This window comes from Desulfarculus baarsii DSM 2075 (assembly GCF_000143965.1).
GTDB lineage: Bacteria > Desulfobacterota > Desulfarculia > Desulfarculales > Desulfarculaceae > Desulfarculus > Desulfarculus baarsii.
Genome location: NC_014365.1, coordinates 3,517,280 through 3,542,447, shown reverse-complemented (window position 1 = coordinate 3,542,447; position 25,168 = coordinate 3,517,280). Strand labels below are relative to the sequence as shown.

22 protein-coding genes are annotated in these 25,168 nt (G+C 65.9%); 5 read left to right on the top strand and 17 right to left on the bottom strand.

The genetic code is table 11. The annotated features are described in order from the left end of the window. Positions 1-2: 2 nt before the first annotated feature. From DEBA_RS15985 to DEBA_RS15940, 10 genes are all read right to left on the bottom strand, one after another. The gene (locus DEBA_RS15985; protein WP_013259988.1) at positions 3-1,247 is read right to left on the bottom strand and encodes a thiolase family protein; all 1,245 of its coding nucleotides are present in this window, start codon (positions 1,245-1,247) and stop codon (positions 3-5) included. Then, positions 1,244-2,485, bottom strand: coding sequence for an acyl-CoA dehydrogenase family protein (locus tag DEBA_RS15980; protein ID WP_013259987.1), 1,242 nt, complete (start codon positions 2,483-2,485; stop codon positions 1,244-1,246). The genes DEBA_RS15985 and DEBA_RS15980 overlap by 4 nt, the downstream gene beginning before the upstream one ends. Before the next feature lie 33 nt (positions 2,486-2,518). Continuing rightward, entirely contained in the window at positions 2,519-4,132 is a 1,614-nt protein-coding gene (locus DEBA_RS15975) for an AMP-binding protein (RefSeq protein WP_013259986.1), read from the bottom strand. 13 nt (positions 4,133-4,145) lie between these two features. After that, positions 4,146-4,796, bottom strand: coding sequence for a DUF2148 domain-containing protein (locus DEBA_RS15970; protein WP_013259985.1), 651 nt, complete (start codon positions 4,794-4,796; stop codon positions 4,146-4,148). A 27-nt stretch (positions 4,797-4,823) separates the two neighbouring features. After that, complete coding sequence (locus DEBA_RS15965; RefSeq protein WP_013259984.1) at positions 4,824-5,501, bottom strand: DUF2148 domain-containing protein; 678 nt, start codon at positions 5,499-5,501, stop codon at positions 4,824-4,826. Positions 5,502-5,510: 9 nt separating this feature from the next. Beyond that, positions 5,511-5,903 carry an SCP2 sterol-binding domain-containing protein gene (locus DEBA_RS15960; protein ID WP_013259983.1) on the bottom strand — a complete coding sequence of 131 codons (393 nt, stop codon included), beginning with the start codon at positions 5,901-5,903 and terminating at the stop codon, positions 5,511-5,513. 39 nt (positions 5,904-5,942) lie between these two features. After that, positions 5,943-6,542: a TetR/AcrR family transcriptional regulator gene (locus DEBA_RS15955; protein ID WP_013259982.1), complete on the bottom strand. Its 600-nt coding sequence runs from the start codon at positions 6,540-6,542 to the stop codon at positions 5,943-5,945. A gap of 340 nt (positions 6,543-6,882) precedes the next feature. After that, positions 6,883-7,206 (bottom strand): hypothetical protein, encoded by a 324-nt coding sequence (locus DEBA_RS15950; RefSeq protein WP_013259981.1) that lies wholly within the window; start codon positions 7,204-7,206, stop codon positions 6,883-6,885. A 76-nt stretch (positions 7,207-7,282) separates the two neighbouring features. Then, complete coding sequence (locus DEBA_RS15945) at positions 7,283-8,524, bottom strand: acyl-CoA dehydrogenase family protein (protein ID WP_013259980.1); 1,242 nt, start codon at positions 8,522-8,524, stop codon at positions 7,283-7,285. Between the two features lie 16 nt (positions 8,525-8,540). Further along, complete coding sequence (locus DEBA_RS15940; RefSeq protein ID WP_013259979.1) at positions 8,541-8,954, bottom strand: MerR family transcriptional regulator; 414 nt, start codon at positions 8,952-8,954, stop codon at positions 8,541-8,543. 174 nt (positions 8,955-9,128) lie between these two features. On the opposite strand from DEBA_RS15940, the gene DEBA_RS15935 reads away from it, so the two are divergent. Continuing rightward, positions 9,129-10,112, top strand: coding sequence for a calcium/sodium antiporter (locus tag DEBA_RS15935; protein ID WP_013259978.1), 984 nt, complete (start codon positions 9,129-9,131; stop codon positions 10,110-10,112). A gap of 78 nt (positions 10,113-10,190) precedes the next feature. Here DEBA_RS15935 and DEBA_RS15930 read toward each other — a convergent pair whose 3' ends face one another. From DEBA_RS15930 to DEBA_RS15910, 5 genes are all read right to left on the bottom strand, one after another. Continuing rightward, entirely contained in the window at positions 10,191-10,928 is a 738-nt protein-coding gene (locus DEBA_RS15930; RefSeq protein ID WP_013259977.1) for an EF-hand domain-containing protein, read from the bottom strand. A gap of 728 nt (positions 10,929-11,656) precedes the next feature. Next, positions 11,657-13,654, bottom strand: coding sequence for an acetate--CoA ligase (gene acs, locus DEBA_RS15925; protein ID WP_013259976.1), 1,998 nt, complete (start codon positions 13,652-13,654; stop codon positions 11,657-11,659). 162 nt (positions 13,655-13,816) lie between these two features. Continuing rightward, complete coding sequence (gene pabB / locus DEBA_RS15920; protein WP_013259975.1) at positions 13,817-16,081, bottom strand: aminodeoxychorismate synthase component I; 2,265 nt, start codon at positions 16,079-16,081, stop codon at positions 13,817-13,819. After that, a complete protein-coding gene (locus tag DEBA_RS15915; RefSeq protein ID WP_013259974.1) occupies positions 16,074-16,667 on the bottom strand; it encodes an anthranilate synthase component II in 594 nt (197 codons plus the stop codon). The genes pabB and DEBA_RS15915 overlap by 8 nt, the downstream gene beginning before the upstream one ends. Positions 16,668-16,770: 103 nt before the next feature. Next, complete coding sequence (locus DEBA_RS15910) at positions 16,771-17,535, bottom strand: hypothetical protein (protein WP_013259973.1); 765 nt, start codon at positions 17,533-17,535, stop codon at positions 16,771-16,773. A gap of 212 nt (positions 17,536-17,747) precedes the next feature. On the opposite strand from DEBA_RS15910, the gene DEBA_RS15905 reads away from it, so the two are divergent. The 3 genes from DEBA_RS15905 (at position 17,748) to DEBA_RS15895 (ending at position 21,928) form a co-directional block, all read left to right on the top strand. Continuing rightward, the gene (locus tag DEBA_RS15905) at positions 17,748-18,761 is read left to right on the top strand and encodes an ABC transporter substrate-binding protein (RefSeq protein WP_013259972.1); all 1,014 of its coding nucleotides are present in this window, start codon (positions 17,748-17,750) and stop codon (positions 18,759-18,761) included. After that, positions 18,758-20,680, top strand: a complete 1,923-nt coding sequence (locus DEBA_RS15900; RefSeq protein WP_013259971.1) for a SpoIIE family protein phosphatase — start codon at positions 18,758-18,760, stop codon at positions 20,678-20,680. The genes DEBA_RS15905 and DEBA_RS15900 overlap by 4 nt, the downstream gene beginning before the upstream one ends. A gap of 129 nt (positions 20,681-20,809) precedes the next feature. Then, positions 20,810-21,928 (top strand): acyltransferase family protein, encoded by a 1,119-nt coding sequence (locus DEBA_RS15895; protein WP_013259970.1) that lies wholly within the window; start codon positions 20,810-20,812, stop codon positions 21,926-21,928. A gap of 2 nt (positions 21,929-21,930) precedes the next feature. On the opposite strand, the gene gnd is transcribed toward DEBA_RS15895, so the two are convergent. Beyond that, a complete protein-coding gene (gnd, locus tag DEBA_RS15890; protein WP_083779060.1) occupies positions 21,931-22,956 on the bottom strand; it encodes a phosphogluconate dehydrogenase (NAD(+)-dependent, decarboxylating) in 1,026 nt (341 codons plus the stop codon). A 157-nt stretch (positions 22,957-23,113) separates the two neighbouring features. On the opposite strand from gnd, the gene DEBA_RS15885 reads away from it, so the two are divergent. Beyond that, on the top strand, positions 23,114-23,803 hold the full coding sequence (locus tag DEBA_RS15885) for a hypothetical protein (protein ID WP_013259968.1): 690 nt from the start codon (positions 23,114-23,116) through the stop codon (positions 23,801-23,803). 22 nt (positions 23,804-23,825) lie between these two features. Here the strand turns inward: DEBA_RS15885 and DEBA_RS15880 are convergent, their stop codons facing one another. Further along, on the bottom strand, positions 23,826-25,118 hold the full coding sequence (locus DEBA_RS15880; RefSeq protein WP_013259967.1) for an HD-GYP domain-containing protein: 1,293 nt from the start codon (positions 25,116-25,118) through the stop codon (positions 23,826-23,828). Positions 25,119-25,168: the final 50 nt, after the last annotated feature.

The window sequence follows — 25,168 nt, the reverse complement described above, 5'->3', positions numbered from 1 at the left end:
GTTTACGCCTTTTGCAGGATGTGAATGCACATGGCCGCTTCTTCCACGCCGATGTTGCCGCCGCCGTTTTCGGCCAGGCCAACGCGCGCGCCGGCCACCTGGCGCGGGCCGCATTGGCCGCGCAGTTGCTGGACGATCTCGTGGATCTGGGCCAGGCCCGAGGCCCCGATGGGGTGCCCCCGACACTCCAGGCCACCGCTGGTGTTGATGGGCAGTTCGCCGCCCAGGGTCGTCGCGCCGCTCATGGCGTAGACGCCGCCCTGGCCCGGCGGGCAAAAGCCCATGACTTCGGTTTGATGCAGCTCGCCATAGCTGGTGGCGTCGTGGACCTCGGCCAGGTCGATGTCCTTGGGCCCCAGATTGGCGGCGGCGTAGGCCTGCTTGCTCAGGCGCTCGCCGATGTCCTCGCCGTCCAGATCGCGGTCGGAGCCCTGGCCCAGCACCGAGGCGGCCACGCGCACGGCCCGGCCCAGGCCGAGTTTTTTGGCGATGGCCTCGGAGCAGACAATGGCCGCCGCCGCGCCGTCGCCCACGGGCGCGCACATGGCCCGGGTCAGGGGATAGGCCACGGCCTTGTCGGCCAGCACCTCGGCCACGCTCATGGTCTGTTGATATTGCGACAGGGGATTGAGCGAGCCGTGCAGGTGGTTTTTGCTGCAAATATGGGCCAGTTGCTCCTGGGTCGAGCCAAAGCGGTCCATATGCCAGCGCGCGCCCATGGCGTAGGCGTCCATGAAGATGCTGCGGCCCTGGCCGGGGGCGCTCTCGCCCTGGGGCAGGCTGATGTTTTTGAACGAGGAGCCCACCTCGACGATCATTTTGATGTGGTTTTCGAAGTTTTCCAGGTCCATGCAGGTGGCGTAGGCCGAAAGCGATTTGAGCTTGTCGTCGCTGGTGATCTTTTCCGAGCCGATGGCCAGGGCCACGTCGTGGGCCCCGGCCCTCACGCCGGTGCAGGCCAGGTGCAGGGCCGTGGAGGCCCCGGCGCAGGCGTTTTCCACGTTGGTGACGGGGATCTTGTCCATGCCCATGCGCCGCAGGATCACCTGGCCGCGGATGGAGTGCTGATTGTCGAACATGCCCCAGAAGGTGTTGGAAAAAAACGCCGCCTGGATGTCGCGCTTTTGCAGGCCGGCGTCTTGCAGGGCCAGCTCGATGGCCTGTTGGGCCATGGTGCGCACGGTTTCCTGGGGGTATTTGTTGAAGCGAATCTGGCCCACGCCGATGATGTAGACGTTTTGACTCATGACTCCAGGGCCTCCCGCACGATGTCGCTGGCCGCGTGCAGGGCCAGGGAGTCGTTGGCGCCGTCCTCGATCAGCCCGGCCCGGGCGTCGCGGAAGATCTTTTCGATGGGGTATTCCTTGGTCAGGCCGTAGCCGCCAAAGATCTGCAAGGCGTCGGAGGCCACCTCGAAGGCCGCCTGGGTGCAAAAGACCTTGCTGGCGATGGAGTATTTGGTGTTGGGCGGGGTGGTGCTCATGTTGTAGACCATGGCCGCCCGCGAGAGATAGCGGCTGGCCTCGATCTTGCTGAACATGTCGAACAGGCGGCGCTGGATGGTGGGGTGCTCGCACAGGCGCTTGCCGCCCTGGACGCGCTCGGTGGAGTATTGCAGGGCCAGGTCGTAGGCGCTGCGGGCCACGCCGGTGAAAAAGGCGCCCATGTGGGCGTTGGCCAGGGCCACGACCATGTCGGTGATCATGGTGTAGGATTCCTGGTCGCAGATGAAGTGCCCGGCCGGAACCACGGCCTCGTCAAAGTAGACCTCGCCCTGGGGCAGATCGCGCTGGCCCAGCTTGTCCAGGGGCTTGCCCCGGCTGACGCCGGCCTGGGTCAGATCGACCAGGCAGATGCCGCCGCCGGCCAGGCCCATGGATGGGTCCAGGTTGCAAAAGAGCATGGAGTTGCTGGCGATGGTGCCGTTGCTGATCCAGGCCGATTTCTGGCCCGAGAGCACGAACTGGTCGCCTTTTTTGGCGGCCTTGACCTGCTGGGTGATCTTGGGGTTGAAAAACTGCGGCCCGCCGGGCATGAGGTTGTCCGAGCCGTGGTTGGGCTCGGTGATGCCCCAGCAGCTCATGACGCTGGCGTCGCGGCACTCCACGAAGGGCGTGATGTAGGCCTCGGTCAACTCATCCTCGGCCATCATGGCGCAGATGAAGGGGCCAAAGGCCGCGCAGCCCAGCGAGACGGCCAGGCCCACCGAGCCATAGGCCATTTCTTCCCAAAAAATGTGGTTGGCGATGGGGTCCAGGCCCAGGCCGCCGTAGGCGTCGGGGATCAGCACGGTGTGATAGCCCAGCTCGTACATTTTTTTCATCAGCGTCCAATAGGGCGAGCCGGGGGCGATGACCTCCTCGGGGGTCATTTTGTCCAGCAGCAGCGAGGTGGGGCGCACCTGCTCGATGGCGAATCGGCGCACCGAGTCGCGCAGGGCGGCGTGGTCCTCGGCCAAATCAAGGCTAAGCTCCAGGTATGACATGTAATTCTCCGTCGTGGCCCCTTTGGGCCCCGTTTAGCGATAATCTTCGTGTTTGACGATCACGCCCCGGCCGGCCTCGAAGTCGGCCCTCAGCAGGCGGTCCAGGGCCTTTTCCGAGACGGTCTTTGGCACCTCGTCGACCAGTTGCAGATATGACGGGATGCTGTTGGCCTCCAGTTCTTGCTGGCAGGCGCTGAAGATGGCCTTGGCGTCCAGGCTTTGGCCGGGCAGCGGGGCCACGGCGGCCACCAGGTCGCTTTCGCCGGGCGCGCCGCTGGCCGCCGGCACGCCGTAGACGCAGACCTCGCCGACCTGCTCCAGCCGGCCGATGACCGCCTCCACCCGCTCGGGCTGGATGAAGTCGCCGGCCCGGCGCAGGCCGCCGCCCTTGCGGAAGTCGAAGAAATACCAGCCCTCGGCGTCGCGGTGGACGATGTCGCCGGTGCGCAGCCAGCCGCCGCGGGTCTTGTCCTCGCTGGCCTGGGGCAGGCCCAGATAGTCGACGCGGGTCTCGCCCTTGAGCATGCGGCAGATCAGCTCGCCCTTCTGGCCGGCGGGAACCGGGTTGTCGTCGTCATCGACGACCTTGAACTCCATGATGCCCGGCACCGGCTTGCCAAACGAGCCCACGGGCCCCTTGCCCACGGGCTTGAAGGCGAAGCCGCCCTCCACCGCGCCGTACCACTCCAGGATCTTCACGTCGAAGCGCTTCTCGAAATCCTCCCAGATGGCCGTGGGCGTGCCGGCGCTGATGACGGTCTTGACCGGGTTGTCGGCGTCGTCTGGCCGGGGCGGCTGGTTGTAGATGCCGGCCATCATGCCGCCCAGCAGGCTGAAGGTGGTGCAGCCGAACTGGCGGCAGATGTCCCAGATGCGGCTTTTGGTGAAGCGCGGGCTGAACACGGCCTTGATGCCCAGGTTCAGCGAAGGGAATAGCGTCACGGCCTGGGCGTTGCCGTGGGTCAGCGAAAGCCCGCTGTAGAGCACGTCGTCGCTTTGGTACTTCCAGGCCAGGCGGTTGACGATGTTGAACAGGCCCATGCGGTTGCAGCGGATGGTCACGCCCTTGGGGTCGCCGGTGGTGCCCGAGGTGTAGATGACCTCCCAGGGCTGGCGCACGTCCATGATCTGCTGATCGACCGTGCGCCAGGCGTCGGCCGCCAGGGTCTGGTTGAGGGCGTGATAACGATCGGTGGGGTCCACGTCCTCGTCGCGCTGGTAGGCGATGGAGACGAACTTGACGTTGGGCGCCTGGGGCAGGGCCTCGTCGATCTGCTCCAGGCAGGCGCCAGTGCCGATGATGGCCTTGGCCCCGGAGTTGTTGATCAGAAAACGCAGGCGCTCGCCCCTGATGCGCGGGTCCACCGGCACGGCCACCGCGCCGATGGTGGTGGCGGCCAGCAGGCTGTAGACGAACTCGGGGTAGTTGCGCATGTAGACGACAAAGGCGTCGCCTTTGCCAATGCCGTTATCCAAGAGCAAGCGCGCCAGCTTGTTGGCCTTTTGATGCATGTCGGCGTAGGTCAGCTCGTCGTGGCCGTGCTGGTTTCGCTCGAAGACATAGACGACCTTGTCGGGCTCTTTGTCGGCCTTCTGCTCCACCAGGTGCGAGGCGATGATCGGATTGAGGTGAGCTTTGCCAGCCATTGGTTCGCTCCTGCTAATCTTCGATGGCCCCGATGAAGCCGCGGGTGAAGGTGGGGAATTCTTTTTCGAAGGTCTCGTCCCAGTGCTCGGCGGTCCAATACTTGTGGCGATCGAAGTAGGGGTCTTGCTTGGCCACCGAGACCGAGACGCTGCTGACGATGTGCACATCGGGGATCACGCCCATGGACATGGCCCCGAAGGCCAGCGTGCTGAAGACCCGGCAGTGCAGGCCCATGCGCCAGGCGGCGGCCGCGGCGGCGTTGACGGCGATGTTTAGGTTGATGTTTTTGAACTGGCACGACGGGCCGATGGCCGTCAGGGCCTCGACCTCCTCGGCCTTGTTGAGCTCGGCGCAGGTGCGGTAGCCGCAGGCCCCGCAGTTGTAGCCGAACTCGCTGAAGCGGGTGTCGCCCACCAGCAGCAGTCCGCAGGGCTCCTTGATCAGCTCCATGACAAAGCGGCCGTCGCGGGCGGCCAGGGGCGACATGTCGCCCAGCGAGAAACAGAACTCGGCGATCTGCTCCATTTCCTCGACGCCGACGCTGATGATTTTGAGGTTGTTGCGGCCCTTGAAGCGATAGCTGTTGTGGGCGGCCACGGTCATCAGCTCCAGGGCGCGTTCCAGGCCGTTTTGGATCAACTGTTCTTTTTCGATGATGGCCATCGTGATAATGCTCCTTGGTCCGCGCGGTTAGCTGTAGATCGAGCGGAACTGGGGCCACAACCGCTGGATGGTGCGGTCGTTCATGGTCCGTTCGTTGATCTCGTCGTAACGCTTGGGAATGTCGCGGAAGGGCGATTTTTCGGTGACGGAGATGGCCACGGCCAGGGCGAAGCCGGTGGCCTTGGGCAGGATCCCCAGGCGCATGGCCGCCGCGCCGGCCGACCAGAACACGCCGTAATCGACGCCCAGGTTGCGGGCCTGGCTGATCACGCCGTCCAGGGCGTAGGCGATGTTGTTGGCCCGAAAAACGCACAAGGGCCCGGTGAAGGCCACCTCGGGCGCGGGGGCCAGGCGCTCGGCCTCGCGCAGATAATCGCAGGTGATCTTGCCGCACATGTTGCAGTTGATGTCGGCCGGGTCGTCCAGACAGCGCAGGGAGGTGATCAACAGCACCGCGTCGGCGTCGCGCAGCATGGCCGCGTCGCGCCGGAAAAACTTCCAGGCCTTGTTGTCGTCGGCCATGTCCTCCACGGCCTGGCAGAGGTCTTCGATGTCGCACTCGTCGTCGACGATGTGGATGGTGCATTCGCCCACGCCGCCGACGCGGGGGCTGGTGGTGCCCGAGGCCAAGAGCAGCCGGGCGGCGATGCGCGCGGCCGCGGCGCGGTCTTCCTCGAACTGCTTGATGCTGCGTTGTTTGCTCATGGCGCGCTCCTAGATGGCCAAGCCGGCCTTTTGGGCGATGGCCGGATAGGCGGCGTAGGCCGGCTTCAAAAGGGGCATCAGTTTGAGCACCTTGGGCATGGGGCCCTTGGCCTTGATCAGGCCCTTGGCCAGGGCCACGGGCATTTTGATCTGTTGCAGCCAGAACTTGTGGCAGGTGTCGCCGCCCAGGGTCATCTCGACCACCGGCTTGCCGTCATGACCGCCGCAGATCACCTGGCCGTCGGGCAACAGCCAGATCTCGCCGCCGGGCTCGGAGATGCTGAACTTGATCGTCAGATTGTCGGCGGCCAGGGTGTCGACGATCCCCGGCTCGGCGGCCAGGGTGCGGAAGAGTTCTCCCAGCACTTCATACATTTTTTCGGTGTTTGCAAATATGGCCATCGTGTTTCTCCCCTGTTTATCCCTGTTGGCCGCTGGGAATCAGCAGCCCAAATAGCGCTTGATGGAGACGCGGCAGTGCTCGCGGGCCCAGGCCGTCGAATGGTTTGGCCGGTCCAGATACCAGCGGATGGCGAAGCCGTGATAGATCGATGAAATGGCGCGGGCGGCCTTTTCGGTGTCGTCGACCTGGAAGCGACCCTGGTCCACGCCCAGATCCAGGGCTTCCTTGAGCAGAGTGATCCAGCCTTCGATCCAGTCGTGGATGATCTTGCGGTACATCTCGTCGCGCATGGCCAGGACCATGGCGTCGAACATCAGCGGGTAGCCGATGTCGCGGATCATGGCTTCGTGGTCGTTGAACAGCCAGCCAAAGGAGAGCACCTTTTCCAACGGGTCGTCGAACTGGGCCATGGTGGTCATGCTGCGGTCGAAGATGCGGCCGAACAGGTCGAGGAAGGCCTCGCGGAACAGCTCGTCCTTGGACGAAAAATAATAGGCCACGCCGCCCTTGGACAGCTCGGCGGCCTTGGCCACGTCGTCGAGGGTGACGTTGTGGCTGCCGTTGGCGGAGATCATCTGCACGGCGGCGTCGAGGATCTGGGCCTTGCGGAGCTTTTCCAGGGTGATGTTGGCGGCCAAGGCAAACCTCTCCGTTGGCGCGCTGACGCGCCTTTTTTGGGGCATGGGTGGTGTCTGATCGCGGGACGCCGCGGGCCAGGGAGGACGTGCGGGGTGGTTGATGTCCGGCGCCGCGTTTTCTGACCGACCAATCAGTTCAAAAAACCGACTGGTCAGATTTTTTACAATCGTGCCAAAGTGGGAATTTGAAAGTCAACCATGTTTTTTGGTTTTTTGGGGTCTCTCGGCAATTGTGAAAAGATTATCAGCGAGGCAAGGCCTGGCAAAAACAGCGCTACTGCGCTGTTTGGCCAAAAAATACAGCGTCATATCGAACGTTGTTCAGCTTGATCGCGGGCGTTCAGACGTAGACGTCCACCAGATGCACCGACTCCACCCGTGGCGACGCCCCCTCGGGCTCGTGGGTGGGCCGGCCCAGCAGCTCCTCCGGCCGCTGGCCCAGCAGCTCCGCGAACTGGCGCGAGGCCTCCTCGTCGTCGCACAGGGCCTGGTGGTAGGGCGCGCCCTGGCGGCTGTGCAGCGAGCAGTTGATCCCGCCGGGCGCGGTCACGTGCATGACCTTGAGCTTGGGGTGGACGTAGGCCTTGCCGCCGTCGCTGAAGTTGATCTGGGCGGTCTGGCGGGCTTGATCGGCGCTGAGGGCGGCGACGCCGTCGAAAACCATGGCTTGGTCCGCCTTTCCGGCCTTGAGCGCGCCGGGAGGGGCCTGGCGCGGCCCTTCCCGACGCCTGATCGGCCGCTTATTCGTAGATTTTTTCGTCGGGCGCGCCAGCCTCGGCCGCGTCGTTTTCGTGATCGCGGGCGGCCTTGCGCTCGAAATATTCCTTGTACCACTGGTGGGCGATGATCATCGACATCACCTCGTTGGAGCCGGTCCAGATCGAGGCCAGGCGCAGATCACGGAAGATGCGCTCGACGGGAAAGACGTTGGTGTAGCCGATGCCGCCCATGACCTGCATGGCGTTGTGGGCCACCTTCTGGCACGACTCGGTGATGAACTTCTTGGTTTGGCTGACCAAACGCCGCACCACATCGGGCCGCACGCCCTTGTCCACCGCCGAGGCCGTGGTGTAGGCGATGGCCCGGCAGGCGTCCAGGAGCATGGCCGCCTCGGCCACCTGGAAGCTGACGCCCTGAAACTGGGCGATGACCTGGCCAAAAGCCTTGCGCCGGGTGGTGTAGCCGGTGGCCACCTCCAGGGCCGGCCGCGCCGCGCCGATGGTCATGGCCGCCGTGCCCAGCCGCTCGGGGACCATCATCGTGTTGAAGACGGCGTAGGCGTTGTTGATCTGGCCCACCACGTTGGACTTGGGCGCGACCGCGTCCTTGAACACCAGCCGCGCCGCGCCGCCGCCCCGGCAGCCCATCAGGCCGTAGAGGTATTCGACCTTGACGCCGGGGCCGCGATCGACGATCAGGCAGGTCAGGGCCTTGTGCGGATGGGCCTTGGGGTCGTGGTCGGTGCGGGCGTAGACCAGAAAATAGTCGGCCCCCTCGCCGCCGACGATGAAGCGCTTCTGGCCGCTGACCAGATAGTGATCGCCCTGATCGACGGCCACGGTGCTGGTGCCAAAAAAGTCCGAACCGCCGCGGGGCTCGGTCAGGCATTCGGCGGCGAAGATCTCGCCGGCCAGCAAGGGCCGCACGTATTTGGCCTTTTGCTCGTCGGTGCCGTGCTGGATGATGGCGTCGCAGACCAACTCGGCCCCCACGCCAAAGGTGCAGGCGAAGATATAGCCCAGCGTGCCCACTTCCTCCATGGTCATGCAGGTGCTGACCCAGTCCAGGCCCCGGCCGCCCCACTGCTTGGGATAGCGGCAGCCCATGAGGTTGCGCCGGCCGGCCTCCCGCAAAAACTCCTTGGGAAACTGGATCTTGTCGGCGTCCATGTCCAGGATCGTCTGACGTGGAACCCAGGCCACCAACTCGCGGACTTCCTCGCGCAGCTTCAGCGCTTCCTTGCTCAGCAAGTGTTCATACATGGCTTTACCCTCACTTTTATTTTGCGGGTTTGTCGTCTGGTTTGGCAGGCAATTGGGCCAGGCGCGAGAGCATTTTTTGGCGCACCGCCAGCAGGTCGGCCTCCATGGCGTCGATCTCGCGGCGGCGCGCGGCCAGTTCACGCAGCTTTTTTTCGCCGTATTCCAAAGATTTGGCTATCTGATCCGCCTCGTCCATGTCCACATCGGCCATGCCGATCATCTCGGCGATCTGCTCCAGGCTGTAGCCAAAGCGCTTGCCGCGCAGGATCAGCCGCAGCCGCGCCCGCTCGCGTCGGCCGTAGACCCGGTGGCCGCCGGCCGTGCGCGCGGGCCGCAACAGGCCCTTTTCCTCATAGAAGCGGATCGACCGGGCGCTGAGGCCCAGTTGCTCGGCCAGTTCGCTGATGGTCCATTGTTCGTGATCCGACATGGCGCTCCGTGGTAAACTTCCAGTTAACGTTAACTAGAAGTTTGCCACGGCCAAGCCATCCGCGTCAAGGGCCGGACGCGCAATGTGCGCCGCCGGCGGCTGGTGTATACTTTGCGCCGGCGGCCGGCCGCGCGCCGGTCGTCGTGCGCCCAACCCGCAACCTGGCGAGGTTTCATGATTTTGCCCATCGTGGCCCTGATCGCGGGCCTGATCCTTTTGGTTTGGAGCGCCGATCGCTTCGTGGACGGCTCGGCGGCCACGGCGCGTCACGCCGGCATGTCGCCGCTGTTGATCGGCATGGTGGTGGTGGGTTTTGGCACCTCGGCCCCGGAAATGGTCGTCTCGGCCCTGTCGTCGGCCCAGGGCAGCCCGGGCATCGCCCTGGGCAACGCCTATGGCTCCAACATCACCAACATCGCCCTGATCCTGGGCCTTTCGGCGCTGGTCAAGCCCATCGCCGTGCAGTCGGGCGTGCTGCGCAAGGAGCTGCCGATCCTCTCGGCGGTGACGATTTTTGCCGTGGCCCTGCTGTGGAATGGCGACTTGACGCGCCTGGACGCGGCGCTTTTGCTGGCCGTCTTTGCCGGGCTGATGGCCTGGACCATCTGGCAGGGCCTGCGCAACCGCCACGACGCCCTGGACGCCGAGATGGCCAAGGAGCTGGCCGCCAACGAAATGCCGCTGAAACGGGCCTTGACCTGGGTCGGCGTGGGCCTGGCCCTGCTGGTGGGCAGCTCGCAGCTTTTGGTCTGGGGCGCGGTGGAGTTGGCGCGGAGCCTGGGCGTCAGCGACCTGATCATCGGCCTGACCATCGTGGCCGTGGGCACCTCGCTGCCCGAGTTGGCCTCCTCGCTGGCCGCCGCCCGCAAGGGCGAGCACGACATCGCCCTGGGCAATGTCCTGGGCTCCAACCTGTTCAACACCCTGGCCGTGGTGGGCATCGCCGGGATGATCCACCCCCTGGCGGTGGAGCCGGCCATCCTCTGGCGCGACTGCATGGTGATGACCGCCCTGACCTTGTCGCTGTTTGTGATCGGCTATGGCTTTCGCGGGCCGGGCACGGGGCGCATCAATCGCTTCGAGGCGACGGGCCTGTTGGTCGCCTACGTGGCCTACACCGCCTGGTTGGTGATCGGCGCGGTCAAGCCGGCCGTCTAGAAGCGAACGCGTGGGAACCGGCGGAGGCCGGGGCGATCGGGGCAAGCCAGGCCGCCCGATGGCCCCCGCCGGGCTGATTTATGCGGCGATGCTCAGGCCCTGGCCAAAGCTGGTCAGGCTGGCCTCGGTCAGGGCCGCGTTCTGGGCCTGGTAGGCGCTCATGGCGTAGCTACCCAAGAACCCGCTGCCGGCCTTGTCTTGCTTCATGGTCTGGCGGGCGGCCTCCAGTTCTTCCTGGGAGACGAATCCGTCCTGGTTGGTGTCGAGCTCGTCGAATTCGGTGGACGACATGCCCATCTCCTCCTGGGAGAGCTGGCCGTCGGCGTCGGCGTCCAACTCGCTTACCACCTCCGAGGCGTCCTGGGGCGGCGGCGGGGCCATGGCGTCCATGGTTTCGCCTTCCATCTGGGCCTTCATGGCCTCGAAGTCGGCTTCGGTCAGCACGCCGTCGCCGTCGATGTCCATGGCCGTGAATTCCTCGCTGGAAAGCCCGCTTTCCTCCTCGCTGATCTCGCCGTTTTCGTCGGTGTCCAGCGAGGCCGGGTCGATGGGCGGTTGGCCGCCGCCGAAACGGCCCTGCATCTGCGAAAGCAGGGCCTCGTGATCGGACTCGGTCAACACGCCGTCGCCGTCGACGTCCAGCGAGGTGAACTGCTCCTCGCTCAGGCCACTTTCCTCGAGGCTCAGGTCTCCGCTGGCGTCGACATCAAGCTCGCTCAGCATCTCCTCGATGGTCGGTGGCCGCTCGCTGGCCGACTGCGAGCCGTAGAGGCTCGATGTCTGCCAGCTTCCGCTGCTGATTGCTCCTATGCTCATTTTGCTCCTCCTCGGGTTTTTCGAAATGTCGGCGTCGCCGAGCGCCTGTGTTTGGGCCGTCCTTGGCCCGCCCCGATCCTGGCCGGCCAGACTGTGACCAGGGCTTCAAAGGCGTCCATTTACCGGTCCATGGTGTTGGTACAGACGCCTTAAATGATAAAATTTTGCGAGATTGGCCTGGTCCGTCGCGCCTTGATTTTTATTTTCGCATTACTATTCATGCAACATCATTGCCAACGATTGGCGGTGCATGTGATATTTATTAATTAATATATACAGCATATTAGCAATGAAAAACGACTGGTGGCGCGGCAAGATTGTTGGGCGCGGCTGCATATTTTTCCGCGCTAATCTAGCGGCGGAAAAATGTCGTGGGCAGATTGTTGTTGGCTGGGATAGCTAGAAAAAAAGCCACGAAAAACGATACGCCGAGCGCCCGTTTTCCAGGACCGAAAGCAAAAGCCCGACCACGCCGAGACGCGGCCGGGCTCGTTATTGAGAGTGCTGCACGGGGGCGTCCTGCCCCGCGCGGCATCGGCTTGGCAAAAGCGCGGTTTTGCCAAGCCTCGCAAATCGCTCGCCTAATCAGGCTCGCGATTTGGCGCGCCGTCCATGGCGCGCTTCGGCTGCTGCACGGTGGAATTTATGTTTCACAGATTATTATCTGTTTTTACAACATTTGTTATGTTTCACCGTGCAGCAGCCTCTTATTGTGATCTGAGGCGGGACTACTTGCTTTTCATCTCCACCAGCGTGCCGATGACCGTGGGGTCGGCCAGGGTCGAGGTGTCGCCGAAGCTGGTCTCACCGGCGGCCATCTTGCGCAGGATGCGGCGCATGATCTTGCCCGAGCGGGTCTTGGGCAGGGCCGGGGCCCAGTGGATCTGATCCGGCGCGGCGATGGGCCCGATCTGGTTGCGCACGTGCTCGATCAGCTCGCGGGCCAGTTCGTCGCTGTAGTCGTGGCCCAGCCGGAGCGTGACATAGGCGTAGATGCCCTGGCCCTTGATCTCGTGGGGGAAACCCACCACCGCCGCCTCGGCCACGGCCGGGTGGCTGACCAGGGCCGACTCCACCTCGGCGGTGCCCATGCGGTGGCCCGAGACGTTGATCACGTCATCGACGCGGCCGGTGATCCAATAATAGCCGTCCTCGTCGCGGCGCGCGCCGTCGCCGGTGAAGTAGTAGCCGTCAAAGTCGCTGAAGTAGACCGTCTCGAAACGCTCGTGGTTGCCATAGGTGGTGCGCAACTGCCCCGGCCAGGGGGCCTTGATCACCAACCGGCCGCTGACGCCGTTGCCGCTGGTCTCCTTGCCCTCGTCGTCCATCAGGGCCGGCTCCACGCCAAAGAAAGGCAAGGTGGCGCTGCCGGGCTTGGTCGGCGTGCAGCCGGGCAGCGGCGTGATGAGGATGCCGCCGGTCTCGGTCTGCCACCAGGTGTCGACGATGGGGCAGCGGCCCTCGCCAACGACCTCGTTGTACCAGCGCCAGGCCTCGGGGTTGATCGGTTCGCCCACCGTGCCCAGCAGGCGCAGCGAACCACGGTCGCTCTTTTGCACCAGCTCGTCGCCCATGCGCATGATCGCCCGGATGGCCGTGGGCGCGGTGTAGAAGATATTGACGCCCCACTTGTCGACGACTTCCCAGAAACGGCCCGAGTCGGGGTAGGTCGGCACGCCCTCGAACATCAGGCTGCGCGCGCCATTGAGCAGCGGCCCATAAAGGATGTAGCTGTGGCCGGTGACCCAGCCGATGTCGGCGGTGCACCAATAGACGTCGCCGTCGTGATAGTCGAAAACATAGCGGTGGGTCAAGGCGGTGTAGACCATGTAGCCGCCGGTGGTGTGCAACACGCCCTTGGGCTTGCCGGTGGAGCCCGAGGTGTAGAGGATGAACAACGGATCCTCGGCGTCCATCCACTCCGCTTCGCAGACTGGCGCGGCCGCCTCCATCAATTCGTGCCACCACAGGTCGCGGCCGGCGGTCATCGGGCAGTCCACGCCCTTGCCCTCGCCCACGCGGCGCGCCACCACCACCTTGTCCACCCGCCAGCCTTCACCGGCGGCGCTATCCAGGGCGTCGTCGGCGATGAGCTTCAAGGTCACGGCCTTGGCCCCGCGAAAAGCGCCGTCGCTGGTGATCAGCAGCCGGCATTGGCTGTCGATGATGCGGTCCTTGAGCGACTCGGCCGAGAATCCGCCAAAGACCACGCTGTGGATGGCTCCGATGCGCGCGCAGGCCAGCATGGCGATGGCCAGTTCGACGATCATCGGCAGGTAGATCGTCACCCGGTCGCCCTTCTTGACGCCCAGCCCGCGCAGCACGTTGGCGAAGCGGCAGACCTGCTCGTGCAGTTGGGCGTAGGTCAACACCTGATCCTCGCCGGGCTCGTTGCCCTCCCAGATCAGGGCCGGCTGATCGGCCCGCGTGGCCAGGTGGCGGTCCAGGCAGTTGTAGCAGACGTTGGTCTTGCCGCCGGCAAACCACTGCACGTCGATGGGCCCCTGGCTGCGCTTGAAGTTGAAGCGGCGCACGTCGCTCCATTTCTGGCTCCAGAAAAACCCCTCGGCGGCCTCGGCCCAGAAGCCTTCCGGGTCTTCGATGGAGCGCCGGTACATTTGCCGATATTGCTCCATGCTGGACACGTGGGCCTTTTGGGCAAAGGCGGCCGGTGGATAAAACATCTCGCCGCGTTGGCTGACCAATTGATCGGTTCGCTCCGACATCTGGCGCAACTCCCTGTCGTATTTGGCAAAATTTGGCGCATCGCCGCCGCGTGGACGGCAGCCGCCCGCCCCGTGGGCGCTTGAGCGCGCCGCCGGGGCTGCTTTTATTCTAAGCCCCCGACGCGGCCGCTGAAAAGGGCCTAAGCGCGTAAGATGCTTGCGTTATGTCTTGGGTTCGTCGTCGGCGAAAACGGCCCTGGCCAGACGTGGGCAGAGCGTGGGGTCGCCTTGCGGCAGGGCCGCGCCGTCCAGGCTCAGGGCCGGGCAAGGGCCGATCAGGGCGTTGGCCACGATGAGCTGATCGGCGCGCAATAGCTCCTCGGGCCGGATCGCGCGCCAGAGCGTCTGATAGCCCCAGGCGCTCAGCTCCTCCAGCAGGCGCTGTTGCATCACCCCGGCCAAGACATGGGGCGAACTGGGCGCGACGGCCCGGCGGCCCTCGATGACGATCAGGCAGGCGCTGTTGGTCTCGCTGACGCCGCCGTCGGGGTTGAGGATCAACGCCTCGTCGGCCCCGGCCTGGGCGGCGTGGCGGCCGGCCAGCAAATAATATAGATAGTTGGTCGTCTTGTGCGCGGCCAGGGGGCTTTGCCGGGGCTGGGGATAGGTGATCAACCGCAGGCCGTCGGCCCCACGGGGGGCGTAGGGCCGCGCGGTGACCAACAGCGTGGGCCGCGTGGTCGGCCCCAGGGCCGGGGTCTGGGCCAGGCGGCCGCGGGTGGCCAAGATTTTCACGGCGGCCAGGCCCCGCTCCAGGCCGTTTGCCGCCAGCACCTGGTCGATGACCTGGGGCCAGGTCAGATCGGGGACGGGGCCGAAATCCAGCGCTTGCCAGGCGCGCTCCCAGCGGGCCAGGTGCCGCGCCAGCAGCGGGGCTTGGCCGTCTTGCAAGCGGATCGTCTCGAAAAAGCCGTCGCCCCACAGCAGGCCCCGGTCGTCGGCGTGGACGCGGGCCCGCACGGCCGGCGAGAGCAGGCCGTTGAGCCAGACCATGGGTCGTGATCGGTCCGCCTCGCCCGGGCCGGGCATGACCTCCAGCAGGGTGCGGCCCTTGTGCAGGGTCTCGTCGTACTCGGCGGCCGGGTCGGAGTCGTAGACGACGCCGCCGCCCACGCCAAAGCTGGCCCGGCCGTGGGCGATGGTCACGGTGCGGATGGCGATGTTCAGGTCCATGGTTTGGTCGAAGCCGATGTAGCCGATGGAGCCGGTGTAGATGTGACGGCGGTTGGGCTCCAGTTCGTCGATGATCTCCATGGCGCGGATCTTGGGGCAGCCGGTGATGGAGCCGCCGGGAAAACAGCCCTCCAGCAAGTCCACGCCGCGCTTGCCCGGGGCCAGACGACCCTCGACCAGCGAGACCAGATGATAAACGTTGCGCCAGGCCTCCAGGCGCTTGTGGGCCAGGACGCGCACGCTTTGGGCGGCGCAGGAGCGGCCCAGGTCGTTGCGCAGCAGGTCGACGATCATCGAAAGTTCGGCGGCGTCCTTGGGGCTTTCTTGCAACTCGCGGCCCATGGCTTCATCCTGGGCCGGGTCGGCCAGGCGCGGCCGGGTGCCCTTGATGGGCCTGGTCTCGACCCAGTCGCCGCGCTGGAGCAAAAAGCGCTCGGGCGAGGTGCAGACGATCTGGTGATCGCCGGCGTTGACAAAGGCGAAAAACGGCGCGGGGTTGGCCGCGTGGAGCGCCCGGTGCAGGGCAAAGGCGTCGCCGCTGAAGTCGGCCTCGAAGCGCTGGCTCATGTTGACCTGATAGACGTCGCCGGCGGCGATGTATTGGCGGATGCGCTCGACAGCGGCCATGTAGGGCCCGCGCGCGAAGTTGGCCCGCCACGGCCCCCGGGCAAAGGCCCCCGGCGCGGGCGGCGGGCCTTGCAGCGCCCGAAAAAAGCCGTCCAGCGCCGCCCGGGCCTCTTGCCGGCCGCCGGGCCGGTCGCGCCAGGGGGCCAGGGCCACGGCGCGGTTTTTTGGGCGGTCAAAGACGACCAGCACCGAGGGCGCGATCAGGTGGATGTGCGGCAGATTCTGGTCATCGACCGAGGTGCGCGGCAGGCGCTCCAGGCGGTCCTTGAGGTCGTAGGCCAGATAGCCCAGCAGGCCGGCGCGCAGGGGCGCGTCATCGGCCGGCGGCGCCAACTGGAAGTGATCGACCAGGGCCCGCAGCAGGTCAAAGGGCTCGACGCCCAGCTCGTGGCTCTGGCCGTCGATGGTCAGGTTCATCTGGTCGGCGCGGCCCCGCAGCGTCAGCCACGGCCGCAGACCCAGGATATGATGGCGCGCGCAGTCCAGCTCGCCGCCGCTTTGCAACAGCACCGTTCCCGGCTCGGCGGCGAAGCGGGCGGCCACGTCCAGGACGGGCTCGGGCCTTTCCAGGGGCTTGGTCAGCACGCCGGCCAGCCGACCGGCCCGGGCCAGGATCGCCTCAAGCATGGCCGGCCTCGTCGCGCCAGGGGCCCAAACGCAGAAAATTGGCCGCCAGGGCCCGGCCGTGCTCGGTCAAGAAGCTCTCGGGATGAAACTGCACGCCGTGCAGCAGGCCGTGGCGGTGTTGCAGGCCCATGATCACCCCGTCGTCGCTGACGGCGGTCACCTCCAGGGCCTGGCCGGCCGGCACGGTCATCAGCGAGTGATAGCGCGCGGCCAAAAAGGGGCTGGGCAGCCCGGCGAAAACGCCCCGGCCCTGGTGTCGGACCAGGCTGGTCTTGCCGTGGACCGGCAGGGGCGCGCGTTCGGTGCGGCCGCCAAAGGCCTCGTTGAGGCACTGCATGCCCAGGCACACGCCCAGGATGGGCAGGCGTTGATGCAGGGCGGCGATCAGCTCCACCGAGACCCCGGCGTGGCGCGGATCCTTGGGGCCGGGGCTGATCACCACGTAATCGACGCCCAGGGCCTCGGCCTCGGCCACGGCGATCTTGTCGGCGCGGCGCACCAGCACCTCCAGGCCCAGGCCCAGGAAAAGCTGCACCAAGTTGAAGGTGAACGAGTCGTAATTGTCGATCATCAGCATGCGGGGCATGGGCCGACCTCGTGGTGGCGAAAAATCAGCCGCAAAGCTAACCCGAGGTCCGCTTCAGGTCAAGGGCGAATAGGGATCGAGCCCCTTCGTGCGGCCAAAGGCCCTATTCGACCACCTGCACGCCGGGTTCGGTGAGGTCGACGCCGCTTTCGGCCATGATCGTTTCGCCAGGCAAGACCTTGAGCTGGCCGTTTTTCTCCTTGAACATGGCCTTGAAATCCTGCACGCGCACCAGGCGCGGGCCATAGCAGCGCGAGGCGGCCCAGTCGCTGGTGTTGACCAGGGTGCGCAGGCCCAGGCCGCGCACCAGTTGCGCGCCGCTGGCCGGGTCGGACCAGCAATAGGACCAGGCCACGGGGTAGGGGAAGTCGCCGTGCCGGCGCACGGTGACGCTGACGGGCTCGGCGTAGGGCTTGTTGTCCAGGCCGTAGAGCCAGTTGAAGACGATGGTCTGGCCGTCGAGCTTGCGGTCGTAGTCGATGAACAGGGCCCAGAGTTCGGTCATCTCGTGCACTTCGACGCTGTTGGGCGGCGGGCCGTTTTCCTCCATGTCCTTCAGCCCGTCCAGGGGCGTCCATTTGCGGCCGTGGTTTTTCTCGAAGCGGCGTTTTTCGGTGATGGTGATGGGGATGATCAACAGGGGCGAATCGGGGTTTTGCATGCCGCTGCGCACCTGGCGGTGTTCGAGCTTGATGGCCCCGTCGGGCAGGGAGCTGTCGAGGATGCCCACGGCCTGGCGCAGTTGCTGGGCCAGCTCTTGGGAGCCGGTGCCGCCGGCGCCGTCCTGCTGACAACCGGCCAGGGCGGCGACCAGGGCGGCGACCAGGGCCAGGCGGTTGAGGAATTTGTGGATGGGGCGCGAAAACATCGGCCATGCCCTCCCTTTGCGCCACAAAATATATACCAGCCACCCAGGGGTTGCCAAGGGCGGCGCGCGGCCTTCCGAGCGCCGGACGCCGCTCGCCGACATTTTGCGCGGCTTGCGCCGTGGGGCGCTCGCAAATCCTCGACAGTGAAGGGCTTATGGTTTATTGTGGGAAAACCTTGGGGTATTGGCCCCGGGCGCGATCGCGAGGGGATGTGCGGATTTTTACTGATCGCCGGGCCGTGGGGGCCGCCAAAAAAATCATCGCCGGGGCGCTGCTGACCCTGGCGGCGCTGTCGCTGGCCGGTCAGGCGCGGGCGGCCGACAAGGTCCGCCTCCAGTTGATGTGGGTGCATCAGGCCCAGTTCGCCGGGCTCTACATGGCCCAGGATCATGGCCTCTACCGCCAGGCCGGGCTGGATGTGGAGTTTTTGTCCGGTGGGCCGGGCCTCGACCCGCTGGCCAGGCTGGGCGAGGACCGTTGCGATTTCGCCGTGGCCTGGCTTTCAGCGGCCATGGCCTGGCGCGACCGTGGCTTGCCGGTGGTCAACCTGGCCCAGATCGTTCAGCAGTCATCGGTCATTCTGGTGGCCAGGGCCGGTTTTGGCGTCAAAAAGATCGCCGACCTCAACGGCCGATTGGTGGGCCTGTGGGGCGCCTACCTGTCGCTGGCCCCCCGGGCGCTGCTGAAAAAACACGGCGTCCAGGCCGATGAGACGCTCCAGGGCTCGACGGTGGCCCTGCTCACCTCGGGCGCGGCGGCGGCGGTCTCGGCCATGCGCTACAACGAATACCACGCGCTCTACCAGGCCGGTGTGGATTTCGACGAAATGATCGTCTTCGACGCCAACGAGGCCGGCCTGAGTTTCCCCGAGGACGGCCTCTACTGCCTGGCCTCGACCTGGCGCGACAAGCCAGATGTGTGCCGCCGTTTCACCCAGGCCAGCCTGGCCGGTTGGCGCTTGGCCTTCGAGCGCCCCGAGGAGGCCTTGCGGGCGGTCATGGCGCGGGTGGAGGCCCAAAAGCAAGCCACCAACCAAAGCCATCAGCAATGGATGCTGACGGCCATGCGCAAACTCATCGAACCAGCCGGCGGCCCCAAAAACATGGGCCGGCTCGACCCCGAGGCCTTTCAGCAAACCGGCCGCAGCCTGCGTGAGCAGGGGCTGCTGGAGCGTGGCGTCTCGTGGGAAAGTTTCGCTATCCCGGCCTGGAGGACCGATCAATGAGACCCCGCGTGCTGAAACTGCGCAGCCGTTTTGTTTTGTCCGTGGCCGCCGGCGTGCTGGCCATCGGCGCGGCCATGGGCGTGATCAGCTTTCACGAGGGCCGCGCCGCGCTGTTGGAGGCCAAAAGCGCCGAGTTGGCCATGATGGCCGGCCACCAGGCCGCGCGGGTGGCCCTGCGCCTGACCAGGGTGGCCGACCGGCCGTTGGTGGCCGCCACCGCCCTGGAGCTGACGCCCAAACCCAGCCTGGAGCATCTGCGCGAGCTGGTCGAGCGGATCATGGCCAAGGCCCCCGAGGTCTTTGGCATGGCCGTGGCCTTCGCGCCCAACTCCTACGACCCGGCCGTGCGCCTGCATAGTCCCTACTTTTTCCGCGGGCCCAACGGCATAGAGACATCCAACCTCAACTCCGCGGACTACGACTACCCCAACCAGGACTGGTACAAGATCCCGGCCCTGCTCAAGCGGCCGGTGTGGAGCGAGCCCTACTTCGACGAGGGCGGCGGCAACGTGCTGATGAGCACCTTTTCGGCCCCGTTGATGCAGGGCGGCCAGGTCGGCGGCGTGGTCACCGCCGACGTTTCGCTGCAATCGCTGGAGCGACAGGTGGCCGATTTGACCGTGGGCCGCAACGGCTTCGCCTTCGTCATCAGCGCCTCGGGCCGCTTTTTGGCCGCGCCCAAGGCCCAGTGGGTCATGCGCGAGACCATCTTTTCGCTGGCCGAGGGCGCGGGCCGCGACGACCTGCGGGCCCTGGGCAAAAAGATGATCGGCGGCCAACGGGGGTTGGTGCGCGTCAAAAGCTTCCTCGACGGCCGTGACGTCTGGCTGGCCTACGCCCCGGTGGAGGGCGCTGGTTGGAGCTTTGGCGTGGTCATCCCCGAGGATGACGTGATGGCCCCGGTGTGGGAACTGGCCAAGCGTCAGGCCATGACCGTCTTCGGCGGCCTGGCGGCCATGCTTCTGGTGGTCTGGCTGCTGGTGCTGGGCCTGACCAGCCCGCTACGGCGGCTTTCGGCTGCGGCGGCCCATCTGGCCGAAGGCGACCTGGCCACCACCGTCGACGACGTGCGCCCCGGCGACGAGATCGGCGACCTGGCCGAAAGCTTCAACCGCATGGTGGCCGACCTGCGCCGCCACGTCGAGGAACTTACCGCCACCACCGCCATCAAGGAGCGCATCCAGAGCGAACTGGACACGGCCTACCAGATCCAACAATCGATCCTGCCCCGCACCTATCCGGCCTTCCCCCAGCGGCCCGAGATGGACCTGTTCGCCAAGACCATCCCGGCCCGCGAGGTCGGCGGCGATTTCTACGACTTTTTCATGCTCAGCCCCGATACCGTGGGCCTGGTGGTCGGCGACGTTTCGGGCAAGGGCGTGCCGGCGGCCCTGTTCATGACCGTGGCCCGGACGCTGATCAAAAACGCCGCCGCGCACTACAGCCGGCCGGCCGATGTCCTGGCCGAGGTCAACGCCCAGATCATGCCCGAAAACGAGATGTGCATGTTCGTGACCGTGTTTTACGGCATTTACGCCATCTCCACGGGCGAGTTGGTCTACACCTGCGCCGGCCACCCCGCGCCGATGATGCGCCGGGCCGATGGGACGGTTTCGCGCATGGAGCAGATCCCGGGCATGGCCGTGGGCTTTTTCGAAGGCATCGAACTGGAGCAGTGCACCATCACCCTGGAGCCCGGCGACTCGATGCTGGTCTTCACCGACGGCCTGGACGAGTCCATCGACATCGACGGCAAGATGTTTGGCATGCAGCGGGCCCTGGATTGGTACGCCCAGGTTGGTTCGGACCTGGACGCCCCGGCCATGATCGACTCGCTCATCGAGTGTCACGGCCAATACACCGCCGGGACAGAGAAGTTCGACGACCTGACGATGCTCTTTTTGCGGCGCAAGTTCTAGGCCGCACCAGCGCGGGAAAACGCCATCGGCCGCCGCCAGCCCGGCCGATGGCGCTGTTTTGCCCGCCAACGCGCCAACGGTCGTTTCGGCCCTTGGCCTGGCTTCACCGCGCTGGCCAAAGGATCGCCGTTGAACGACCAGCGAGCCGCCGCCCCGCCGGCGACAAAATATCAGTACATCCAGATGGCCCGGGCCATCGCCGCGCTTGTGGTGGTGTTTCACCACGGGCAGATGGTCCTGATCCGTTTCCCCGAAGGCCTGTTTTTGCCGTTTTATTATTTTTTCGGGACGGGTCAATATGGCGTGCACATTTTTTTCGTCATCAGCGGCTTCATCATCTCCCACGTGGTCAGCTCGGCGTCGTTTTCCCTGCGGCCGTATCTGATCAAGCGGGGCCTGCGCATTTATCCGCTCTACATGCTCTGCACGGTGGTCTATGGGTTGGTCTATCTCTTGCACCGACAGGCGCCACCATATAAATTAGGATATGATTTCGAATACTTAATCAAGTCGATGCTGCTGATACCCCAATGCCGAGCCCCCATGCTTGATCCGGGCTGGACCCTGGAGCACGAGGTCATTTTCTATCTGGTTATGGGCCTTGGGACGGCGCTCTTTTCGTTTCGGGCGGCGGTGTGGCTGCTGGCCCTGTCGGCGGTGGTCGGCGTCGTCCGCGAGGTTGTTCTACCGCTTTTCGGCATGATCCCGGCGGTGTTCGACTATCACCTCACGTCGCACCTCAACTGCTATTTCGTGCTGGGCTGCGCGCTATACCTCACCAAGGAACGCTGGAGTAAAAAATCCGGCCCGTGGCATTTGCTGGGCGGGCTGGCCCTGCTGGCGCTGATGGCCTACGCCAAGCTCAACCACGGCAAGGCCTGGGGCCATCTGGTCATGCGCGCGCTGGAGCTCTGCCTGCTGGGGCCGGGCGCGGCGCTTTTGATCATCGGCCTGCAATGGCTGACCGACCGCGCGCGCCTGGGTCGGTCGGCCAGGGGCCTGGTGGCGGCGCTGACCAGGCTGGGCGACATATCGTATTCGGTCTATCTGGTCCACTTCATCTGGGTGGCGATTTTTCAATACGTTCACCGCGTTTATTTCGCGGCCGGGCGCTGGGCCCTGCCGGCCTGGGCGGCCGATATCTATTTTTTGCTGTTCGTGGCGGCGTCCATCGGTTCGGCCTTCGTGGTCTACCACGTTATGGAGCGGCCGCTGATCGGCCTGGCCCAGCGCCTGGCGCGGCGCTGATTTCAACCCTGGCCCGGCCTCTTGACGGCGTGGCCGCCGAACTGCTCGCGTAGCGCCGCCAGCACCTTGTCGCCGAAGGCCTCGCTTTGCCGCGAGCGGAAGCGATTCATCAGCGCCAGCGTCAGCACCGGCGCGTTGGTGGCCGTCTCCACGGCCAACTCCACCGTCCAACGGCCCTCGCCCGAGTCGTCCACCCAGCCGCCCACCTCCTCCAGCCGCGGGTCGGCGGCAAAGGCCCGGCCCAGCAGCTCCAAAAGCCACGACCGCACCACCGAGCCCCGTTGCCACAGCTCGCAGATGGCCCGAAAGTCGCATTCGGCGGCAAAGGGCCCGGCCTTCATCAGCTCGAAGCCCTCGGCGTAGGCCTGCATCATGCCGTATTCAACGCCGTTGTGGATCATCTTGACAAAATGCCCGCTGCCCACCGGGCCCACGCGCAGATAGCCGCCCGCCGGGGCCAGGCTTTCCAGCGCCGGCGTCAGGCGCGCGAAGCCTTCGGCCGAGCCGCCCACCATCAGGCAATAGCCTTCCTCCAGGCCCCAGACCCCGCCGCTGACCCCGGCGTCCAGGTAATCGACGCCTCGCGCGGCCAACAGCGCCGCCCGGGGCCCGTCGAGCTTGTAATGGCTGTTGCCGCCCTCGACCACCAGGTCGCCGGGCTCCAGCACGGCGGCCAGCCCGGCGATGGCCTGGTCGACGGCCTCGGCCGGCAGCATCAGCCAGACCACGCGCGGCGGGCGCAGCAAGGCGGCCAGTTCGTCCAACGAACCGGCGGCCAGGCCGCCTTCCCGCACGGCGAAATCGAGGGCTTTCTGGGGGGTGCGATTGTGGGCCACCACCTGGTGGCCGCCCCTGGCCAGGCGGCGGGCCATGTTCAGGCCCATGCGGCCCAGGCCGATCATGCCGATCTGCATGGCGCGCTCCTTTCGTGGGCCGGGCGGAAGCCAGCCTTGTCTGGTCATTGTGGGCCAAGGCCCGGCGCGAAGCAAGGCCCCAGGCTCGCGCCGTCGCCGCGCGGCCACGGCCATCGTCGTGAAAATGCTTCCGTGCGTCGGCCGACGATGCTAAAACCATGCTATAACGTGTTTCGGCGGGCCGTGGGCGCGGCCGCCGAACCTCGACGACGCCAAGAATCCGCCGCCGGGCGGCCAGCCCGCGACCACCGCAAACGAAAAAGGGGATGTGATGAGCCGCAGCAAAAATATCCTGATCGCCGCCACGCTCATGCTGGCCATGGTGTTGGCCGTTGGCTGCCAGCCCAAGGCCAAGGGCCTTTCGCCCCGCGAGAAAAAGGGCTTCGAGCGCCTGGCCGTGATGCCCTTCATCATCGCCCAGCCCGACAACCCCGACAAGCCCGAGGCCACTTGCGCCATCACCGGCGGCTGCTTCAACGCCTCCGACGTGCCGGCCGAGGCCCCGCGCATCCTCGACAGGCTGCTGGAAAAGAACCTGGACAAATACTGCGAATTGCCGTTTGTCTCCGCCGACCAGACCGGCCTGGTGGCCCGCGAGGCGCTGGGCCGCGACGTCTGGTTGGCCGACCGCCAGGACATCGCCGACATCGGCCGCCGGCTCAAGGTCGACGCCGTGCTGGTGGGGGCGGTCTATCGCTGGCAAGAGCGGGTGGGCGGGCCCTTGGCCGCCGAGCGGCCGGCGGCGGTGACTTTCGAGCTGGCCCTGGTCACCAGCGCCGACGGTTCGCTGCTGTGGACGGGCAACTTCGACCAAGCCCAACAGCCGCTGACCGACAACTGGCTCAACATCGAAGAGTACGCCCAGCACGGCGTGCAGTGGTTTTCGGTGGCGCAGTTTGCCGATATCGGCATGAACACGTTGATGAAGGGCTTCCCCTTCCGCAAGAAAAAGGGCAAATAGCCAGCTTGGCCGGGCGGCGGCCTCAGGCCGCCGCCACGAAGCGTCGATAGCCCTCGGCGCCCTCGGCCTGGGCCTGACGCCGGGCCTCGTCCAGACGGCGCGAGTGCTGCTGGGCCAGGCCGATGACCAGCTTGTCCTGCTTGCCCGTGGCGGCCAGTTGCCCCAGGATCGTCAGCACCTCGGCCAGGGGCAGGCCCCGGCGATAGGGTCGGTCCTCGGTGAGGGCGGTGAAGATGTCGGCCACGGCGATGATCCGCGAGCCCAGCGGGATCGCGGCGGCGCCCAGCCGGAAGGGATAGCCCGCGCCGTCGAGGGTTTCGTGGTGATAGGCCGCCCAAGCCCGTATCTCGCCCAGGCCGCTCAGGCCGGAGAGCAGGCGGTGGGTCTGGTAGGGGTGGGTCTTGACGACGCGCATCTCGGCGGCGTCGAGCAGCGCCGGCTTGTCCAGGATCTCCGAGGGCACGGCCAGCTTGCCGATGTCGTGCAGGTGGCCGGCGGCCATGATCATGGCCCGTTGCTCTTGCGAAAAGCCGGCCAACTCGGCCAAAAGCTCGGCCGCGCGGGCCACGCCCAGCGAGTGGGTGGCCGTAAACGAACTGCGATAGTCGACCATCTCGCCGATGATGTTTGAAAGCCCCATCAGGCCGTTCATGTCCAGGGGCATCTCGCCGGCCGCGCCCACCTGGTCCGCCAGATAGGCCTCGATCTCGTCAAGGTATTCCAACTCCAGCCAAAAGGCCTCGCGGCTGGCCGCCTCCTGGAAGGCCTGGACCATGCGCGGGTCGAAACTTTCGCCGGCGGACTGATCGATGCGCCGCCGCACGCCCTCGGCCTGCTCCAGGGGTTGACGGCCGCGCTTGCACAAGACCTCCACCCGGTCGGCCAGATGCAGCAGGTGGCTTTCCATGGCCACGATGCGGTCGTTGTGCAGCCGGCCCCGTCCATCGGCCCAGGCCACGTGATGGTGGCGCACCAGGTTGGCCATGCCCAGGGCCTGGTTCCTTTGAAACATGGCGTCGATTTTTTTAAGGAACAGGTAGCCCAACTCGGCGTGTAGGTGGGGATTTTTCTGGTCGAAGTCGAAATCCAGGGCCTCGAGCTTGCTGCCCAGGGACATGGCCCCGCAGTCGTGGAGCATGGCCGCCAGGATGATCGCCCGGCGCTGGGCGGCCGAGAGCTTCATGACCTCGGCGACGCGCGCGGCGATGAAGGCGGTGCGCTTCTGATGATTGGCCACCGCCGGGCTGACCAGGTCCAAGGCGCTGGAAAGGCAGGCGACCATGCCATAGAGCGATATGCGGCCGGCTTGCGGCATGACCCCCCCGGGGCAAGGCTCGGGCGCGGGAAAGCGGCCCGAGGATAGGG

Excerpts from the sequence above, each read along its gene's own strand:
- DEBA_RS15985 (WP_013259988.1), bottom strand. The coding sequence starts at position 1,247 with ATGAGTCAAAACGTCTACATCATCGGCGTGGGCCAGATTCGCTTCAAC.
- DEBA_RS15980 (WP_013259987.1), bottom strand. The coding sequence starts at position 2,485 with ATGTCATACCTGGAGCTTAGCCTTGATTTGGCCGAGGACCACGCCGCC.
- DEBA_RS15975 (WP_013259986.1), bottom strand. The coding sequence starts at position 4,132 with ATGGCTGGCAAAGCTCACCTCAATCCGATCATCGCCTCGCACCTGGTG.
- DEBA_RS15970 (WP_013259985.1), bottom strand. The coding sequence starts at position 4,796 with ATGGCCATCATCGAAAAAGAACAGTTGATCCAAAACGGCCTGGAACGC.
- DEBA_RS15965 (WP_013259984.1), bottom strand. The coding sequence starts at position 5,501 with ATGAGCAAACAACGCAGCATCAAGCAGTTCGAGGAAGACCGCGCCGCG.
- DEBA_RS15960 (WP_013259983.1), bottom strand. The coding sequence starts at position 5,903 with ATGGCCATATTTGCAAACACCGAAAAAATGTATGAAGTGCTGGGAGAA.
- DEBA_RS15950 (WP_013259981.1), bottom strand. The coding sequence starts at position 7,206 with ATGGTTTTCGACGGCGTCGCCGCCCTCAGCGCCGATCAAGCCCGCCAG.
- DEBA_RS15945 (WP_013259980.1), bottom strand. The coding sequence starts at position 8,524 with ATGTATGAACACTTGCTGAGCAAGGAAGCGCTGAAGCTGCGCGAGGAA.
- DEBA_RS15940 (WP_013259979.1), bottom strand. The coding sequence starts at position 8,954 with ATGTCGGATCACGAACAATGGACCATCAGCGAACTGGCCGAGCAACTG.
- DEBA_RS15935 (WP_013259978.1), top strand. The coding sequence starts at position 9,129 with ATGATTTTGCCCATCGTGGCCCTGATCGCGGGCCTGATCCTTTTGGTT.
- DEBA_RS15930 (WP_013259977.1), bottom strand. The coding sequence starts at position 10,928 with ATGAGCATAGGAGCAATCAGCAGCGGAAGCTGGCAGACATCGAGCCTC.
- acs (WP_013259976.1), bottom strand. The coding sequence starts at position 13,654 with ATGTCGGAGCGAACCGATCAATTGGTCAGCCAACGCGGCGAGATGTTT.
- pabB (WP_013259975.1), bottom strand. The coding sequence starts at position 16,081 with ATGCTTGAGGCGATCCTGGCCCGGGCCGGTCGGCTGGCCGGCGTGCTG.
- DEBA_RS15915 (WP_013259974.1), bottom strand. The coding sequence starts at position 16,667 with ATGCCCCGCATGCTGATGATCGACAATTACGACTCGTTCACCTTCAAC.
- DEBA_RS15910 (WP_013259973.1), bottom strand. The coding sequence starts at position 17,535 with ATGTTTTCGCGCCCCATCCACAAATTCCTCAACCGCCTGGCCCTGGTC.
- DEBA_RS15900 (WP_013259971.1), top strand. The coding sequence starts at position 18,758 with ATGAGACCCCGCGTGCTGAAACTGCGCAGCCGTTTTGTTTTGTCCGTG.
- gnd (WP_083779060.1), bottom strand. The coding sequence starts at position 22,956 with ATGGCCGTGGCCGCGCGGCGACGGCGCGAGCCTGGGGCCTTGCTTCGC.
- DEBA_RS15885 (WP_013259968.1), top strand. The coding sequence starts at position 23,114 with ATGAGCCGCAGCAAAAATATCCTGATCGCCGCCACGCTCATGCTGGCC.
- DEBA_RS15880 (WP_013259967.1), bottom strand. The coding sequence starts at position 25,118 with ATGCCGCAAGCCGGCCGCATATCGCTCTATGGCATGGTCGCCTGCCTT.